The following is a 15,960-nucleotide window of genomic DNA, read 5'->3' on the forward strand; positions in this document are numbered from 1 at the left end:
CTAAATGGACTGAGGGTGTTTCCATGGCTAACGACCACGATCCGGAGGTACGGGGGACACATGCCGCAGTCGAGCGACGAACTCACGCAACTCGCCGCGACGGTGCTCCAGCCGGGATTTCCCGGCACGACGGCGCCCGACTGGGTGCGCCGGATGCTGGCCGACGGGCTGGGCGGGGTCGCGCTGTTCGCGCGCAACGTCGAGTCGCCCGCGCAGGTCGCGGCGCTGACCGCCCAGCTGCGTGCCGAGCGCCCCGAGGTGATCGTGGCGATCGACGAGGAGGCCGGTGACGTCACCCGCTTCGAGTCACGGCAGGGCAGCTCCCGCCCGGGCAATCTGGCGCTGGGCGCGATCGACGACCCGTCGCTCACCGAGGCGGTCGCCCGTGACCTGGGACGCGATCTGGCGCATGCCGGCATCACGCTGGACTACGCCCCGGACGTCGACGTCAACAGCAACCCCGACAACCCGATCATCGGCGTACGCGCGTTCGGCGCCGACCCGGCCCTGGTGGCGAGGCATTCGGCCGCCTTCGTGACCGGTCTCCAGGCGTCCGGCGTGGCGGCCTGCGCCAAGCACTTCCCCGGTCACGGCGACACGGCCGTCGACTCGCACCACGCCGTCCCGCTGATCGACCGCGGCCGGGCCGAGCTGGAGTCCTGCGAGCTGATCCCGTTCCGGGCCGCGGTGGCGGCGGGCGTGCAGTCCGTGATGACCGGCCACCTGCTCGTCCCGGCGTACGACCCGGACCTGCCGGCCACCCTCAGCCCGCGCATCCTCACCGGGCTGCTGCGCGAGGAGCTCGGCTACGACGGCCTGATCGTCACCGACGGCATCGAGATGCAGGGCGTGTCCCGGATGTACGGCCTGGCCGGCGCGACCGTGCGAGCCATCGCGGCCGGCGCCGACGCGATCTGCGTGGGCGGTGACCACGCCGACGAGCACACCGCGATCGCCCTGCGGGACGCGATCGTGGCGGCCGTCCGCAGTGGAGAGCTGCCGGAGGCGCGGCTGCGCGACGCTGCCGGGCGGGTCCGCCGGCTGGCCGCCTGGACGACCGAGACGCAGACCCGGACGGGGTCCCGGGCGGTGGCCGACGCGCTGTCCATCGGCGCGGTCGCCGCGTCGGTGATCGGGCTGGACGCGGCCCGCCGGGCGGTGCGGGTGACCGGCATCGCGGACGAGCTGCTGCCGCTCGCGCGCCCGCCGCACGTGGTCGAGTTCGCGCCGCCGCGCAACATCGCGATCGGCGCCGAGACGCCGTGGGGTCTGGGTGCGCCGCTGCACGAGATGCTGCCCGGCACCACGTCGGTACGGCTGAGCGAGGACGACCTCGGTGGCCTGGCCGAGCCGGAGTCCCGGGTACTGGCCGGGGCCGCCGACCGGCCACTGGTGCTGGTGGTCCGCGACCTGCACCGGCACCGCTGGGTGGCCGGCGCGGTGGCCCGCACGCTGGCGGTGTGCCCGAGCGCGATCGTGGTCGAGATGGGTCTGCCGGAGCAGGTGACCGGCGCCGTGCACCTGGCGACCTACGGCGCCACGCGCGCCTGCGGCCAGGCGGCGGCCGAGATCATCGCCGGGACGAGCATCCCGGCGGCCCCGCAGCCGGTGGCCGTTTAATCCTCGAGGATGTCGTCCCAGTCGTGGTGGGTCGACACGTACCTGGCGAAGAAGGGGCACGCCGGGATGACGCGCGCGCCCGTCGACCTCAAGTGGTCCAGGGTGAGGCGGGCTAGCTGACCGCCGAGGCCCTTGCCCTGGAAGGCCGGGTCGACCTCGCTGTGTGTGATGACGGTTACGCCATCGCGCACCCGGTATGCCGCCAGGCCGGCCTGGGCCCCGTCCACCACGAGCTCGAACCGGTGCTCCAACGGGTTGTCACGCAAGCTCACGTCCATGCTTTCAGCTTAGGTTCGCTTTCGACCCGTACCGTGGGATGGGTGTTGAAGACCACGGCCTCGCGCCGCGCCGCCTTGCTCACGACCGCCATCCTCGCGCTCGCACCCCTCGCCGCCTGCAGCAACGACAACGTCGACTGCGGCCTCAACCAGTGCACCGTCACCATCCCGCGGGAGACCGACGCCTCCGCCAGCGTGCTCGGTGTCGAGGCGAAATTCGTCAGCGCCGACCAGAACACGGTGACGCTGGAGGTGGCCGGCGAGCAGGTCCAGCTGACCAAGGGGCAACAGGCGGTGGACGTCGCGGGACTGCAGGTTTCGCTCGACAGCCTGACCCAGAACGACGTGTCATTCCAGGTGAGCCGCCCGTGACGACGTTTGGCGGAAGTGGCCGCTGGTAATTGAGAGCGGCATGTCAGCCACAGCTTCTGCACGTAGCTCGGCCTCGCGCGCGGCCAACAGCAAACCGCTGGAGATGCTCGCGCGCGGCGGTTTCATCGCCTACGGCGTCATCCACCTGTTGTTCGCGTGGCTGGCGCTCCAGGTCGCGTTCGGCAACTCGTCCGGCGAGACCGACCAGTCCGGCGCCCTGCAGGCCATCGCCCAGGGCCCGGGCGGCAAGTTCCTGCTCGTCCTGATCGCCATCGGCATGGCCGCGATGGCGATCTGGCAGGCCTTCGAGGCCGCCATCGGGGAGAGCGGCCCGCAGGACAAGCAGGCCCTCGCGGAGCGGGTCATCTCCGGCTTCCGGGCCATCCTGTACGGCTACTTCACCGTGCTCACCATCAAGACGATCACGGGCGCGCAGGCGTCGCAGTCGAAGAGCCAGCAGTCGTCCGCGTCCAACCTGATGAGCAGCGGCGGCGGCCGGTTCCTGGTCGGCTTCATCGGCCTCGTGGTGATCGGTGTCGGCGTCGGGCTGGCCGTCTACGGCCTCAAGAAGAAGTTCGAGAAGCACCTCAACACCGGGCAGATGAGCCCGGAGGTGCACCGGACCGTCGGCCGGCTCGGCAAGGCGGGTTACACGAGCAAGGGCGTCGCGTACGCCGTCGCCGGCGTCCTGTTCACCGTCGCGGCGGTCACCTTCGACGCGGAGAAGGCCGGCGGCCTGGACTCGGCGCTGAAGGCTCTGGCCGAGCGCAGCTGGGGCCCGTGGGTGCTGGGCCTGATCGCGCTGGGCATCGCCTGCTTCGGCGTCTACTGCTTCTTCCAGGCCAAGTACCGCAAGGTCTGACCGACTTCTTCCAGGCCAAGTACGCAAGGTCTGACCGACGACGGAAAGGCGGCCGCGTAACGCGACCGCCTTTCGCGTGTGATGTGATGCCGCAGTGAATGGCGTATTGACCGCTCTGCTCGCCGTCGTCGTGGCGGCCGGCGCCGCGCTGGTCGTGGTCGAGGCCATCCATCTGGCCGTCGTGCGGCTCGGCAAGCGCTCGATGCTCTGGGCGGACCTGGCCCGGACGGCCCACGCGCCGTTCCGGGCCCTCGTCGTGGTCTTCGCGGTCCGCCTCGCCGTCACCCACGGGGTGGACGATTTCGGCGGCCGGGCCACCGTACGGCACCTGCTGCTGCTCGCGATCATCGCCGCGTCCGCGTGGCTGATCGGCGCGCTGCTGCTGGTGCTGGAGGACTTCGCGCTCACCCGGTGGCGCACCGACGTCCCGGACAACCTCCGCGCGCGCCGGCTCAAGACCCAGGTCGTGATGCTGCGCCGGGTGACGGTCGCCGGGATCGTGGTGCTCGCCATCGGCGTGATGCTGATGACTTTCCCGGGCGTACGCGCCCTCGGCGCCAGCGTCCTTGCCTCGGCCGGCGTGATCAGCGTGGTGGCCGCCCTGGCCGCGCAGAGCACACTCGGGAACGTCTTCGCCGGGATCCAGCTCGCGTTCAGCGACGCGGTGCGGGTCGACGACGTGGTGGTCGTCGAGGGGGAGTGGGGCCGCATCGAGGAGCTCACCCTCACGTACGTGGCGGTGCAGATCTGGGACGACCGCCGGCTGATCCTGCCCACCTCGTACTTCACCACCAAGCCCTTCCAGAACTGGACCCGGACCTCCTCGGCGGTCCTCGGCACGGCCGAGGTGGACGTCGACTGGTCCGCTCCGGTCGAGGATCTGCGGACCGAGCTGCGGCGGGTGGTCGGGCTGTCCGAGCTGTGGGACGGCCGGGTCTGTGTGCTGCAGGTGACCGACGCGACCGGCGGGATGATCCGGCTGCGCGCGCTGGTGAGCGCCGCCGATGCGGGCACGTTGTGGGATTTGCGGTGCCTGGTCCGCGAGCGTCTGGTGAGCTGGGTGTGGGAGAACGGGCAGGGGGCGTTGCCGCGCTTGCGGGCGGACACCGACCCGGTCCGGCCGGCAGCCGCGTCGCCGGCGGCCTCGGCGGGGCCTGGCTCCACCGGCGCCACCGGCTCCTCCGGCTCCGGCTCCTCCGGCGACGATCAGGTCTTCGCCGGCGGCACGGACGGCGACCGGCGCGGTGCGACATTCAGCGGCGGGGACGAAGAGCGGTGAGCAGGAGGATTGCTTCTTCGCACCGTGGGGCATACACCCGGGAACAGGGAGAGGAGGACAGCATGGCGGATGTCCTGAACGGCAGTGCGGCCCGTAAGGTCGGCGATCAGTCCACGTCAGAGCTGGTGCAACGGGCCAGCGAGCAGATCACCACGCTGGTTCGCGACGAGCTCGCGCTCGCCAAGGCGGAGTTGGCCGAGAAGGGCAAGCACGCCGGGGTCGGCATCGGGCTCTTCGGTGGTGGCGGGGTGCTCGCGCTGTACGGTGTGGGTGCGCTCATCGCCACCGGCATCATCGCGCTCAATCTGGTCCTGGACCTCTGGCTGGCCGCGCTGATCGTGACGGTGGTGCTGTTCGTGGCCGCCGGGATCCTGGCCCTGCTGGGCAAGAAGCAGGTCACCCAGGCGGTGCCGCCCGAGCCGAAGCAAGCGATCGAGAGCGTGAAGGCTGACGTGGACGAAGTGAAGCACGCGGTGCGCGACAGGAGCCGGGCATGAGCGAGAAGAACGGCAAGCCCGGCCAGAACGGCAAGCCGGACGTGGCGGCGTTGCGCGCGGAGATCGCGCAGACCCGCGTGGAGCTCGGCGAGACGGTGCAGGCGCTGGCGGCCAAGGCTGACGTCAAGGCGCGCGCCACCGAGAAGGTCGAGCAGACCAAGCAGAAGGTGAAGGCGCAGGCGAGCGAGGCAGGCCAGCGGGCGCTCGACGCGGCGCACCTGGCGAGCGCCAAGGTGCGGTCGGCGGCGGGACAGGCCGGCGACCGCGCCCGCGAGACGGCGACCCAGGTGCAGGAATCGGACCCGGTCGATCAGGTACGCCGCCGGCCCATCCCGTTCGTGGCGATCGTCGCCGGGGTGGCCGCCGTGGTCGGCGTGATCCTGGTGATCCGCGGGAGGCGGCGGTGAGCAGGAAGGTCAACAAGATCGTGTACAAGCCGGTGGGCCTGCTGCTCGGCATCGCCGCAGGTTCGCTGGCCGGTCTGGTCTTCAAGCAGGTGTGGAAGGTGGCGGCGGGCGACGACGACGCGCCCAACGCGACCGACGAGGACCGCGGCTGGGGCGAGATCCTCGCCGCCGCGGCGATCCAGGGCGTCATCTTCTCGGTGGTGAAGGCGGCCGTCGATCGGGGCGGCGCGGTCGGCGTCCGTCGTTTGACGGGTTCCTGGCCGGACTGATCCTCACTCAACGTCATTGACCGTGGTCAAGGTCTTCCGCAACGCTCTGTCGATGTGGGGGACCTTTTCCGTATCTGCCGTGGGTGCCTCGAATGTCGGCCGGGGGGAGCTTCCACGCCCGATTTTCGGGTACAGTGTGGCCAGTTTTTGCGTACGTGGTGTGCTGCTTCACGCGCCTCCGGGATGCCCTCCAGGCACCCTCGGCGGTCGGGTGGATGGGACGTCCTCTGAAAGGCCGCCTCAATGGCGCCGCTGCTCGAAAACGGACATCGGCTCCTCGCATCACGGGGCTGGCATTTTCAGAAGGAGAACAGCATGGCAACAGGTCAGGTGAAGTGGTTCAACGCAGACAAGGGCTTCGGCTTCATCACCGTCGACGGCGGGGGTGCTGACGTCTTCGTCCACTTCTCGGCCATCCAGACGTCCGGCTACCGGACTCTGGAAGAGAACCAGCGGGTCGAGTTCGAGATCGCCCAGGGCCAGAAGGGCCCCCAGGCGGAGCAGGTTCGCCCGATCTGAGACCACCTGCCGGCGGCGACACCGGCTGTCGGCTTCAGCGCGCGGAAGCCGACCGAGAGACAGAAACCCCGCATCCCACGGATGGGATGCGGGGTTTTTAGCGTGCCGCTCACTCACGCAAGCGCCGCGCTCACGCCTGCGGTGGCTGCTGCTCCTGATGCGCCAGACGGGCGAGCTCGGCCTGCTTGGCCTTGTTGCGGCGCCGAGTGCCGAGCACCAGCAGCACCAGGCCGCCCAGCGCCACGACCGGGCCGATGATCGACCAGATCTGCACGCCGCTCATCACGCTGCCACCGACCAGGTCCAGGCCCTGCAGCGTCCACAGGCCACCGAGGGCGAGCAGCAGCAGTCCCAGGGTCATCGCGGTCCAGCCGACGAGCCTCGGCTTCTCCTCGCCTACCACCGGTCGTGCACCTGCGCCCGGACCAGGTCGTCATAGGTCTCGCGCACCGCGTGCTGCACCTCGGGGGTCAGCGGCGGCAGCCCGGCCACCGCGGCGTTCGCCCGCGCCTGCTCCGGGTTGCGCGCGCCCGGGATGACCACCGTGACGCCCGGCTGGTCGATGACCCACCGCAGCGCGAACTGCGCCATCGTCTCGCCCTCGCGGACCAGCGGCCGCAGCCGGGCCACCGCCTCCAGCCCGGTCGCGTAGTCCACGCCGGAGAAGGTCTCGCCGACGTCGAACGCCTCGCCGTGCCGGTTGTAGTTGCGGTGGTCGTCGGCCGCGAACGTGGTGTCCGCGTCGTAGCGGCCGGAGAGCAGCCCGCTGGCCAGCGGCACGCGCGCGATGATGCCGACGCCCGCCTCCCGGGCCGCGGGCAGCACCCGCTCGAGCGGCTTGCGGCGCAGCGCGTTCAGGATGATCTGCACGCTGGCGGTGTTCGGCCGGGCGATCGCCGCGAGCGCCTCGTCGGCGGTCTCCACGCTGACCCCGTACGCCGAGATCCGCTTCTCCTGAACCATCAGGTCGAGCGCGTCGTAGGTGGCGTCCATCGAGAACACCGGGGTCGGCGGGCAGTGCAGCTGCACCAGGTCGAGGGTGTCCACGCCGAGGTTGGCGCGGGACCGGTCGTTCCAGGCGCGGAAGTTGTCCAGCGAGTAGTTCGCCACCTCCTGCGCCATGCGCCGGCCCATCTTGGTGGCCACGAAGAGCCCCGGACGGTCCTTGATGAACGAGCCGATGATCTGCTCGCTGCGGCCGTCGCCGTACACGTCGGCGGTGTCGATGAAGGTGACCCCGGCGTCGACGGCCGCGGACAGCGTGGCGTGCGCGTCGTCCTCGGTCACCGTGCCCCAGTCGGCGCCCAGCTGCCAGGCGCCGAGCCCGATCACCGAGACATCCCGTCCCATCCTGCTAAAGCTGCGATTTTCCACGGCGCGAGCCTATCTCTCACGGTGCTAAAGTCTTGCAAGACGTACGTACGGTTTGGAGGCGCGCAATGTGGGACCCGGCCATCTATCAGCGGTACGGAGATGAGCGCTCGCGTCCGTTCTTCGACCTGGTGGCGCGCGTGGGGGCGGAGAAGCCACGTGCCGTCGTCGACCTCGGCTGCGGCCCGGGCCAGCTCACGGCCACCCTGGCGCAGCGGTGGCCCGGCGCGCGGGTGACCGGCGTCGACTCGTCGCCGGAGATGGTGGCCCGCGCTCGCGACGTCATCGACGCGTCGCTCGGTGACGTACGGGAGTGGCGCCCGGCCGACGACGTCGACGTGCTGGTGACCAACGCGACGCTGCAGTGGGTGCCCGGCCATCCCGATCTGCTGGTCCGGTGGGCTCACGAGCTGCCCGCCGGCGCGTGGATCGCGATGCAGGTGCCGGGCAACTTCGACGCGCCGTCCCACCGGGCGCTGCGCGAGGTCGGCGCGGGCTACGGCCTGGGCGACGTGCTGCGCGAGGCGCCGGTGCTGGACCCGGCCGGGTACGCGGCCCTGTTCGGCGGCCCGGCCGACGCGTGGGAGACGACCTACCTGCACCTGCTGCCCGAGGACGGGTCCGAGCACCCGGTGCTGCGCTGGATGGAGGGCACCGCGCTGCGGCCTGTCCGCGCGAGGCTGGACGACGCGGCATGGCAGGATTTCCGGGATGCCCTGGCGGCCCGGCTGGCCGACGCCTACCCGGCGCGCGACGGCCTGGTCGCCTTCCCGTTCCGCCGCATCTTCGTGGTGGCCCGCACCTAGCCGGGTCGCGCCGGCACTGGAGGGGAACGAACGTTCGTTCCCCTCCAGCGCCGGATCGACGACGGCGTCGGGCCAAAGACGAGAGGGAGACTCCGTGACCGACCTGACCGCCTTCATCGCCGGTCTGCCCAAGGCCGAGCTGCACGTGCACCACGTCGGCTCGGCCTCGCCGCGGATCGTGGCCGAGCTGGCCGCCCGGCACGAGGGCTCCACGCCGGTCCCGGCCGACCCCGCCGCCCTCGCCGACTACTTCGCGTTCCGCGACTTCGGCCACTTCATCGAGGTCTACCTGAGCGTCGTCGACCTGATCCGCGACGACGAGGACGTCCGGACGCTCACCTACGAGATCGCCCGCGAGCTGGCCCGCGGCCAGGTGCGCTACGCCGAGCTGACCGTCACCCCGTACTCGCACGTACGCCGCGGCATCCCGGCGCCGGCGTTCTGCGCCGCCATCGAGGACGCCCGGCGGGCCGCGGCCGCGGAGTTCGGGGTCGAGCTGCGCTGGTGCTTCGACATCCCGGGCGAGGCGGGACTGGCCGCCGCCGAGGAGACGCTGCGCATCGCGCTGGACGAGCGGCCCGACGGACTGATCAGTTTCGGGCTCGGCGGTCCGGAGGTCGGGGTGCCCCGGCCGCAGTTCAAGCCGTACTTCGACAAGGCGCGCGCGGCCGGTCTGCACAGCGTCCCGCACGCCGGGGAGACCACCGGGCCGGAGACCGTCTGGGACGCGCTACGGGAGCTCGGCGCCGAGCGGATCGGGCACGGCATCGCCGCCGCACAGGACCCGCGGCTGATGGCGTACCTGGCGGACAACGGCATCCCGCTGGAGGTCTGCCCGACGTCGAACGTGCGCACCCGGGCGGTGCCCGACCTCGCCGAGCACCCGTTGCCGGCGCTCGTCGCGGCCGGGGTTCCGGTCACCATCAACTCCGACGACCCGCCGATGTTCGGCACCACGCTCGAACAGGAGTACGCGGTCGCCGCCCGGCTGCTGGAGCTGGACGAGGCCGGCGTCGCCGACCTCGCGCGGGCGGCGGTGGAGGCCTCGTTCCTGCCTCCGGCCGGCCGGGCCGCGCTGGTGAGCGAGATCGACGCCTACACCGCTCAGTGAGCTCCACGCCGGCCGGCAGCGCCACTGGAGTGAGCTCGTGCCGCTCAGTGGCGCAGGGCGTAGAGCGGCTCCTGCAGGATGGCCAGGAAAGCCAGAATGCCGAGGGTCAGCACCACGGCCCAGCGGACGAGGCGGCGCCTGCTGAACCGCGCCGGCTCGTCCCCGTCCTCGTCGAGGATCGGTTCCACCCGTACATCGGTCTTCATCTCCGTCGTCTCCTTCCCGCGGCCGTGCCGGTCAGACCGGCGCGGCTGTCCAGCTCTGGTGACGTGAGTCGTCACCGTTCTGGAGAACCAGCACGCGCTGCGCGCCGAATCGCTGCTCACCCACGCCGAGGACCAGGTCGCCGGCGGTGGTTTTCAGCGTGAAACCGTAAGCCGACGGGCGCAGCGTCCACAGCCCGATCGCCGCACCCGCGCAATCCGACTGCACCAGCGGGGTGCCGGCCACCGGGTTGCCACCCAGCGGCATCGCGCACTTGCCGGTCGCCCGGGACCTCAGCGAGAACCCGCCGTCGCCCGCCGGAACCAGCATCCACTGCTGCTGGGCGTCGCCGTCCGATCCGCCCAGCGTGATCGCCGTGCCGTTGGCGGACCGCGCCGCGTAGAGGTCCGCCGCGTCGCCGGTCAGCGCGTTCTCCAGGACGAACCAGGAGTTCTGCGTCGGCCGCGCGGCGGGGGCTGTCCGTGCCTCGCCCTTGGCCAGGTACTCGTGTCCGGGGCTGCGGATCGTCACCTGGTAGGCGGTGTCCGGCCGCAGCCCGATCAGGCCCGCCCGGGTGGCCCGGGTGGTGGCGATCGGCACGCCGTCCACCGCCACCTCGTACGTGGCGTCGTCCGCGGCGGCGTTCCAGATCAGCCGGACCGCGTTGCTGGCCTGGCCGCGTACCTCCAGGAAAGCCTGCACCGGCGCGGACGCCCGCACCGCCTGCTTGGCCGGCGCGAGCGGCGGCGTGGACGCCACCGACTGTGACGCCCCGGGCGCCGGCGCGTCGCCGCCGCCGTCCGACTCGTCCCCACCGGCCGGAGAGGACGACCCCGTCGACGGCTGGTCCTTCGGCTCCGCATCCGGCGCGTCCGGGACGTCCGGCACCTCGTCGCCGCCGTCGCTGCGCAGCAGGAACTCGCTCTGCGCCACGTTCCAGTTCTTGGCCAGCCAGCCGTTCTTCGGCGGGTTGGTGCTGAAGTAGTCGTCGTGCCCGCAGTCCAGCCGGTTCTCGTGCTTCTTCGGGCAGCGCTCGCGCACCGTGCGCCCGGAGCGGTCCGGGTGACACAGCAGGTCGAAGTCGTCCGTGCAGCTGCCGCCGCCACTGGAGTTCGGCGAGGTCAGCAGCATCGCACCGAGCGAGCGGGTGAGCTGCTGCGCGGCGGCCACCGTGCTCCAGCAGCCGGTGTCCACCCGGGCGTAGGACGGGCCGCCGTTGTTGCGGTTGCCCGCGCCCGGCCGGTTGTCCGCGACGAACGTGCTGATCCCGCAGTACCGGTTGGTGTCGGCGAACAGCAGGTACTTGCGGTCGGTGCGGTTGTAGCCGAGGGTCTGCAGCGCGGTCACCGTCTGCGGGAACGTCCGCAGGCCGTTCGCCGGCAGCTGCACCTCGGCCACGTCGACGCGGCAGGACGGCGTGGTCACGTACCGGACGTGCCGGGAGCCGCCGGTCTCCGCCGCCGAGGCGTCGATGACCGAGTCCACTCCGGCCGACCAGACCCGGATCGATCCCACGAAGTCGGTGTAGCGGCTCGGCGTGCCGAACTCGTGCAGGTAGACGACCTGCACCCGGTTGCCGCCCCGGCCGTCGCCCTCGCACGCCACGTCGTGGTTGCCCATCACGAAGTCGGCGTCGCCGGGCGCGGCGTCCGGCAGGAGTGCCGGCTTACCCGCGGTGAGCAGGCTGCCGCCCTGGTCGCGGACGATCTCGGCATCCGGCGGGACCTGGGCGGACTCACGCTTCGGCGGCTCCGGCTCGGCCACCTTCGCGGTCACCGGCGCCACCGCCCGGTTCACCGCCAGGCCGGTCGGCGCCGGGTCCGGGCCCTGCGTGCAGGTCAGCTCGTCCAGCTCGTACGCGCCGGCGCAGACCGACCCCTCGGGCGCCGGTCGCAGATTCTGGTAGATCAGGCCCTTCCCCGGCTCGTCCGCCGGCATCCCGGCCAGGCGGATCCGCTGGCCCTGCGAGGAACCACCGTCACGCCCGGCCTGGATCATGCTCGGACCGGCGACGGCGGCCGAGCCCAGCACGGCGACGCCCACCGCGATCGGGAAGATGTGCTTGCGCCCCCAGGCCCGCAGCCCCCGCGGAGACGGCCCGCGCAGCGCGTTGCGTCGGTGCGCGGACAAGAGAACATCTCCTCGGTGGGCAGCCGGGCGTTCGGGTGCGCGGTGGGAGGAGGCTATGGGGTTTCCGCCTCCTGCCGCGCGGTGGCTCCGCCGACCCTGATTGTGGGGACGATCTGCAGGTCTCGAGTCGGGAAGCCGGATGGGATCGGTGTGAAGCGTGCCAGCCCGGGAGCGCCAGGGGAACGCCCTTAATACATTTCTAAGCAAGTGAGTAACCGTCCGGAGTAATGCGCCCACTAATTGCTGTGTCAGCCGATCAATGCGAGCGGCGCCGCCGGATCGTCTCGCGTTCCCGGGTCAGTCTTCCTATCAGACCGAAGCGGCTGGCCTGTTTCGGGGGTGCTTCCGCGTCGGCGATCAGCATCACCACGCTGGCGCCGCCCAGCGCCGCCCGGTCCAGGCTGACCGAGCCGCCGGTGGACTGCGCCGCCCGCCGCGCGATGTCCAGGCCCAGGCCGGTCGATCCCTGGTCGCTCTCGCCGCGTTTCATGGCCCGTTCCGGGTCCGGGATACCCGGGCCGGCGTCGTCCACCCGCAGCGCCACCCAGCCGTCCCGGCGGGACAACCCGATCTCGAACGCGGTGCCCTGCGGGGTGTAGCGGAAGACGTTGCCCAGGACCGCGTCCAGCGCCGCGGCCAGCTCCGGGCGGGCGACCGGCACCGGCACCCGGGTGCTGGCGCCGACGATCTGGAACTGCCTGTTCTGGTCGCCGGCCAGCGCGGACCAGAACCCCATGCGCTCGCGGACCACCTCGGCGGCGTCGCACACACCCACCTCGGGCGCGGCGGCCACCTGGGCGGCCACCGCCTTGCGGGTGGTGTTGATCAGCTGGTCGATCTCGCCCTCGAGGGTGGCGATGGCCACCCGGATGCGCCGGATGCCGCGGCGGCGGTCCAGCTCGGCCGCGGAGAACTGGCCGATCTGGGTGTCGTCCGGGTCCAGCGCCTCGGCGTCCAGGCGCAGCGCGGTCAGCGGAGTTCGCAGCCGGTGCGACAGGTCGGCGACCATCTCCCGCTCGCTGGTACGCGACGTGACCAGGCGGTCGGCCATCCGGTTGAACGCGTACCCGGCCTCGGCCAGCTCGCGCGGCCCGGACGGCTGGATGCGCACACCGAGGTCGCCGCCGCCCACCCGGAGCGCCGCCTGGACCAGGTTGCGCGCCGACGACACCGCGCCGCGGGCCAGCCGGTCCACCACGATCACCGAGCCGGCCACCAGCACCAGCGCGATGCCGATCAGCGTCCACAGGTCACGCGCCGTGCCCTCGGACAGCTCACTCTCCGGCACGAAGACCTCGATCACCGACGTACGGTCGCCGACCCGCACCGGGCGCAGGTGCACCAGCCCGTCGTCGGTCTCCACCAGCAGCGGCTCGGGCGCCGACGCGGCCTCGGTCACGTCCCCAGCGGTCGCCTTGGTGCCGGCCGTGGTGTTCGGGGCATGCACGATCAACCGGCCACCGGCCGCCTGCACGGCCGCGGTGATGCCGCCGCGTCCGGCGCCCGCGGTGAGAGCGCCGGCCACCATGGCACTCTGTTTCTCCGCGGTGGCGACGGCTTTGTCCCGATGGTCCGACCGGAGTTCCCAGCCGAGCGGGACGAGGAAGGCAAGGGCGGCGATGCCCGTGGTGGCGGCGCTGACCCAGGCCAGCCGCGCCCTCAGTCCGGCGCCACCAACCGGAATCCGACTCCCCGCACGGTGCGCAGGAAGCGCGGCTTCGCCGCGGATTCGCCCAGTTTCCGACGGAGCCAGTACAGATGCACGTCGATCGTCTGGTCCTCGCCGACTGACGGCTGTCGCCATACCTCCTCCAGCAACTCCCGACGTGACACCACTCGGCCGGGCCGGGCGGCCAGGTACGCCAGCAGGTCGAACTCCTTGCGGGTCAGCGCCAGGGGCGTGTCGCCCAGGCTGGCGCTGCGCTCGCCGACGTCGACGCGCAGCTCGCCCACCTCGTGCACGGCGGGCTGCGCGGTCCGGCTGGCGCGGCCGACCCGGCGCAGCACGGTGGTGATCCGGGCGTCCAGGTGAGCGCCGGTGAACGGCTTCACCATGTAGTCGTCCGCGCCGGAACGCAGCAGCCGCACCACGGTCTGCTCGTCGTCGCGGGCGGTGGCGATGATGATCGGCACGTCGGTGATCCCGCGCAGCATGCGCAGCGCGTCCGAGCCGTCGAGGTCGGGCAGGCCCAGGTCGAGAACGACCAGGTCGGGTGTCTCGGCGGCGACGCGGCGCAGAGCGTCCAGTGCCGTGCCGACGGCGTGCACGGCGTGCCCCCGGTCGGCCAGCGACCGGAGCATCGCACCGCGCACGACGTGATCGTCCTCGACGAGCAACACCGTGGCCATGCGAAGCACCGTAGCGCCCTGGGCAAGCAACGCCTAAACCGTGATGCTTTGGAATCTCTTGATGACTGAGGGTTACTGGTTGAGCTGGGTGATCAACGCTGCTGAGCTGGCTGGTCGTCGCTTCGCTCCTCCGGGCATTTCGCCCCGGGGAGCTGACGACTTGGCCACGAAAAAGCACCTCGGCTGCGCCTTGTGCTTTTTCGCGGCCAAGTCGTCAGCGGGCGAAATGCGGGTGGTCCGGGTCAACCCTGCACCTCGGCTGCACCTCGGCTGCACCTCGGCTGCGCCTTGTGCTTTTTCGTGGCCAAGTCGTCAGCGGGCGAAATGCGGGTGGTCCGGGTCGACCCTGCGGGGGGTGTCCCTATGGTTTCGTCAAGCTGCGAGGCGGGGTTCGTCCTCCGGTTTCGCTTGATACGGGGTGTTGGTTCGGAGCATGGCGTGCAGGACGTCGACGCGGCGGCGGGCGAGGCAGATGAGGGCGGCGTTGTGTTTCTTGCCCTCGGCGCGTTTCCGGTCGTAGTAGACCCTCGATGGCGGATGAGAGAGTGAGGCGAACGCGGCGAGGAAGAACGCCCGCTTGAGTTGTTTGTTGCCGCTCTTGGGCGGGTGCTCACCGCGGATGCTGCTGCCGGAGCGGCGGGTGACCGGGGCGAGTCCGGCGTAGGCGGCGAGGTGCCCGGAGGTGGCGAACGCGGAGGCGTCGCCGACCTCGAGCAGGATCCGGGCGCCGGTCCTGACGCCGATGCCGGGCATCGAGGTCAGGACCCCGGCAAGAGGGTGCGCATCAAGGATCCTCTCGACTTCGGCCGCGACCTGGTCACGCTGTTGCAGGACTTGGCGCAGGCTGTCGGCGAGCCGGGGCAGGACGGTCTCGGCCGCCGCGGTGCCGGGAACGGTGACGGTCTGCTCGTCCAGCGCGGTCAGGACCTGCTCGACGAGCCGGGTGCCCATTCTCGGCGCGCGGGCGGCGACCAGCGCGAGGAGTTTGCGCCGGCCGGCCTTGCGTAGCCCGGTAGGGCCGCCGCACTTCGACAGCAGTTCCTGCACCGCCGGGTGACTGATCTTGGGACCCAGGACGTGTTCCAAGGCGGGATGGATCTGGGTGAGCAGGCCACGGATGCGGTTACTGATCCGGGTGGACTCGGCGGCGAGGTCGTCGTCATAGCCGATCAGGACTTCCAACTCGGCGAAGGCCTCGTCGCCGGCGTCGACACGCCGCAGCGTGTGCGGCAAGGTGCGGGCCGCGTCAGCGATGACGTAGGCGTCGCGGGCGTCAGTCTTCGCGGTGCCGGGATGCAGATCGGCAAGGCGGCGCATCGCCAGGCCGGGCAGGTAAGCCACCTGATGCCCGCACGCGCGGGCCACCGCGACGGCGAGCGCGCCGATCGAGGCGGGCTGGTCGACCACGACCAGGATCCGCCCGTGGCGGGCAAGTTTGTCGAACAACGCCCGCAGTCGCACCTCGGTGTTAGGCAGCGGCGCATCGTGCAGCCGCTTGCCGTCCAGAGCCAGCCCGACCGCGTGATGGTCGCTCTTGCCCACGTCCAAGCCGAGGAACACGCCGTACTCCACGCTCACCGATCACCTTCATCACACCGACTGACCCGGTCGAGGGTCTGGCGTCGAGCTGCCGGCATCCACGTTACGAAGAGACCAACCCAGAACGCGGGCGGCCGGGTCCCTATTCAGCGGTCCGTCGACGCCACCCGGCCCGGCGGCAACACCCCCCGGATCATGCGTACGACAGGGGGCAAGAGCCATACCGGACCAGGCGACCGAGATCCCCAGCTGGGAATGATCAAAAAGGTAACGGGGTAACGGGGGGCCTACACGGGATCTGCACAGGGGTTGCACCGGAGGCGCACTTGTCGGCACCGTTGCGGGCC

The 15,960-nt window shown here is 71.4% G+C and carries 18 protein-coding genes; 10 read left to right on the plus strand and 8 right to left on the minus strand.

Translation table 11 applies throughout. From position 1 onward, the window contains the following. The first annotated feature begins 60 nt into the window (after positions 1-60). A complete protein-coding gene (locus tag QSK31_RS16030) occupies positions 61-1,620 on the plus strand; it encodes a glycoside hydrolase family 3 protein (protein ID WP_285684716.1) in 1,560 nt (519 codons plus the stop codon). Here QSK31_RS16030 and QSK31_RS16035 read toward each other — a convergent pair. Beyond that, the gene (locus tag QSK31_RS16035; protein WP_285684717.1) at positions 1,617-1,898 is read right to left on the minus strand and encodes a GNAT family N-acetyltransferase; all 282 of its coding nucleotides are present in this window, start codon (positions 1,896-1,898) and stop codon (positions 1,617-1,619) included. The genes QSK31_RS16030 and QSK31_RS16035 overlap by 4 nt on opposite strands. 42 nt (positions 1,899-1,940) lie before the next feature. On the opposite strand from QSK31_RS16035, the gene QSK31_RS16040 reads away from it, so the two are divergent. The 7 genes from QSK31_RS16040 (at position 1,941) to QSK31_RS16070 (ending at position 6,103) form a co-directional block, all read left to right on the plus strand. After that, complete coding sequence (locus tag QSK31_RS16040; protein WP_285684718.1) at positions 1,941-2,270, plus strand: hypothetical protein; 330 nt, start codon at positions 1,941-1,943, stop codon at positions 2,268-2,270. A gap of 40 nt (positions 2,271-2,310) precedes the next feature. Beyond that, entirely contained in the window at positions 2,311-3,132 is an 822-nt protein-coding gene (locus QSK31_RS16045) for a DUF1206 domain-containing protein (RefSeq protein ID WP_285684719.1), read from the plus strand. Between the two features lie 94 nt (positions 3,133-3,226). Further along, the gene (locus QSK31_RS16050) at positions 3,227-4,411 is read left to right on the plus strand and encodes a mechanosensitive ion channel family protein (RefSeq protein WP_285684720.1); all 1,185 of its coding nucleotides are present in this window, start codon (positions 3,227-3,229) and stop codon (positions 4,409-4,411) included. A 62-nt stretch (positions 4,412-4,473) separates the two neighbouring features. Next, positions 4,474-4,908 carry a phage holin family protein gene (locus QSK31_RS16055; protein ID WP_285684721.1) on the plus strand — a complete coding sequence of 145 codons (435 nt, stop codon included), beginning with the start codon at positions 4,474-4,476 and terminating at the stop codon, positions 4,906-4,908. Beyond that, the gene (locus QSK31_RS16060) at positions 4,905-5,315 is read left to right on the plus strand and encodes a DUF3618 domain-containing protein (RefSeq protein WP_285684722.1); all 411 of its coding nucleotides are present in this window, start codon (positions 4,905-4,907) and stop codon (positions 5,313-5,315) included. Before QSK31_RS16055 ends, QSK31_RS16060 begins: the two co-directional genes overlap by 4 nt. After that, positions 5,312-5,584 carry a DUF4235 domain-containing protein gene (locus tag QSK31_RS16065; protein ID WP_285684723.1) on the plus strand — a complete coding sequence of 91 codons (273 nt, stop codon included), beginning with the start codon at positions 5,312-5,314 and terminating at the stop codon, positions 5,582-5,584. Before QSK31_RS16060 ends, QSK31_RS16065 begins: the two co-directional genes overlap by 4 nt. Before the next feature lie 315 nt (positions 5,585-5,899). After that, positions 5,900-6,103 carry a cold-shock protein gene (locus QSK31_RS16070; protein WP_285684958.1) on the plus strand — a complete coding sequence of 68 codons (204 nt, stop codon included), beginning with the start codon at positions 5,900-5,902 and terminating at the stop codon, positions 6,101-6,103. 130 nt (positions 6,104-6,233) lie between these two features. Here the strand turns inward: QSK31_RS16070 and QSK31_RS16075 are convergent, their stop codons facing one another. Then, positions 6,234-6,506: a hypothetical protein gene (locus tag QSK31_RS16075; protein ID WP_502872968.1), complete on the minus strand. Its 273-nt coding sequence runs from the start codon at positions 6,504-6,506 to the stop codon at positions 6,234-6,236. Further along, a complete protein-coding gene (locus tag QSK31_RS16080) occupies positions 6,500-7,477 on the minus strand; it encodes an aldo/keto reductase (protein ID WP_285684724.1) in 978 nt (325 codons plus the stop codon). Before QSK31_RS16080 ends, QSK31_RS16075 begins: the two co-directional genes overlap by 7 nt. A gap of 65 nt (positions 7,478-7,542) precedes the next feature. Here QSK31_RS16080 and QSK31_RS16085 point away from each other — a divergent pair, with 65 nt between their 5' ends. Then, complete coding sequence (locus QSK31_RS16085; RefSeq protein WP_285684725.1) at positions 7,543-8,280, plus strand: trans-aconitate 2-methyltransferase; 738 nt, start codon at positions 7,543-7,545, stop codon at positions 8,278-8,280. A gap of 94 nt (positions 8,281-8,374) precedes the next feature. Further along, complete coding sequence (locus QSK31_RS16090) at positions 8,375-9,391, plus strand: adenosine deaminase (RefSeq protein WP_285684726.1); 1,017 nt, start codon at positions 8,375-8,377, stop codon at positions 9,389-9,391. Between the two features lie 44 nt (positions 9,392-9,435). On the opposite strand, the gene QSK31_RS16095 is transcribed toward QSK31_RS16090, so the two are convergent. The 5 genes from QSK31_RS16095 to QSK31_RS16115 all read right to left on the minus strand — a co-directional run bounded on the left by QSK31_RS16095 (position 9,436) and on the right by QSK31_RS16115 (position 15,652). After that, entirely contained in the window at positions 9,436-9,597 is a 162-nt protein-coding gene (locus QSK31_RS16095) for a hypothetical protein (protein ID WP_285684727.1), read from the minus strand. Between the two features lie 31 nt (positions 9,598-9,628). Continuing rightward, positions 9,629-11,725, minus strand: a complete 2,097-nt coding sequence (locus QSK31_RS16100) for an RICIN domain-containing protein (RefSeq protein ID WP_285684728.1) — start codon at positions 11,723-11,725, stop codon at positions 9,629-9,631. Positions 11,726-11,981: 256 nt separating this feature from the next. Further along, positions 11,982-13,250 (minus strand): HAMP domain-containing sensor histidine kinase, encoded by a 1,269-nt coding sequence (locus QSK31_RS16105; protein ID WP_285684729.1) that lies wholly within the window; start codon positions 13,248-13,250, stop codon positions 11,982-11,984. A 134-nt stretch (positions 13,251-13,384) separates the two neighbouring features. After that, entirely contained in the window at positions 13,385-14,074 is a 690-nt protein-coding gene (locus QSK31_RS16110; protein WP_285684730.1) for a response regulator transcription factor, read from the minus strand. 372 nt (positions 14,075-14,446) lie between these two features. Then, positions 14,447-15,652 carry an IS110 family RNA-guided transposase gene (locus QSK31_RS16115; protein ID WP_285684731.1) on the minus strand — a complete coding sequence of 402 codons (1,206 nt, stop codon included), beginning with the start codon at positions 15,650-15,652 and terminating at the stop codon, positions 14,447-14,449. Positions 15,653-15,960: the final 308 nt, after the last annotated feature.

Origin of the sequence: Actinoplanes sp. NBRC 103695 (assembly GCF_030269485.1) — a bacterium.
In the GTDB taxonomy this organism is placed as follows: Bacteria; Actinomycetota; Actinomycetes; order Mycobacteriales; family Micromonosporaceae; genus Actinoplanes.

Coding starts and splice junctions, on each gene's coding strand:
- QSK31_RS16030 (WP_285684716.1), top strand. CDS start 61: ATGCCGCAGTCGAGCGACGAACTCACGCAACTCGCCGCGACGGTGCTC.
- QSK31_RS16035 (WP_285684717.1), bottom strand. CDS start 1,898: ATGGACGTGAGCTTGCGTGACAACCCGTTGGAGCACCGGTTCGAGCTC.
- QSK31_RS16045 (WP_285684719.1), top strand. CDS start 2,311: ATGTCAGCCACAGCTTCTGCACGTAGCTCGGCCTCGCGCGCGGCCAAC.
- QSK31_RS16055 (WP_285684721.1), top strand. CDS start 4,474: ATGGCGGATGTCCTGAACGGCAGTGCGGCCCGTAAGGTCGGCGATCAG.
- QSK31_RS16060 (WP_285684722.1), top strand. CDS start 4,905: ATGAGCGAGAAGAACGGCAAGCCCGGCCAGAACGGCAAGCCGGACGTG.
- QSK31_RS16070 (WP_285684958.1), top strand. CDS start 5,900: ATGGCAACAGGTCAGGTGAAGTGGTTCAACGCAGACAAGGGCTTCGGC.
- QSK31_RS16085 (WP_285684725.1), top strand. CDS start 7,543: ATGTGGGACCCGGCCATCTATCAGCGGTACGGAGATGAGCGCTCGCGT.
- QSK31_RS16095 (WP_285684727.1), bottom strand. CDS start 9,597: ATGAAGACCGATGTACGGGTGGAACCGATCCTCGACGAGGACGGGGAC.
- QSK31_RS16110 (WP_285684730.1), bottom strand. CDS start 14,074: ATGGCCACGGTGTTGCTCGTCGAGGACGATCACGTCGTGCGCGGTGCG.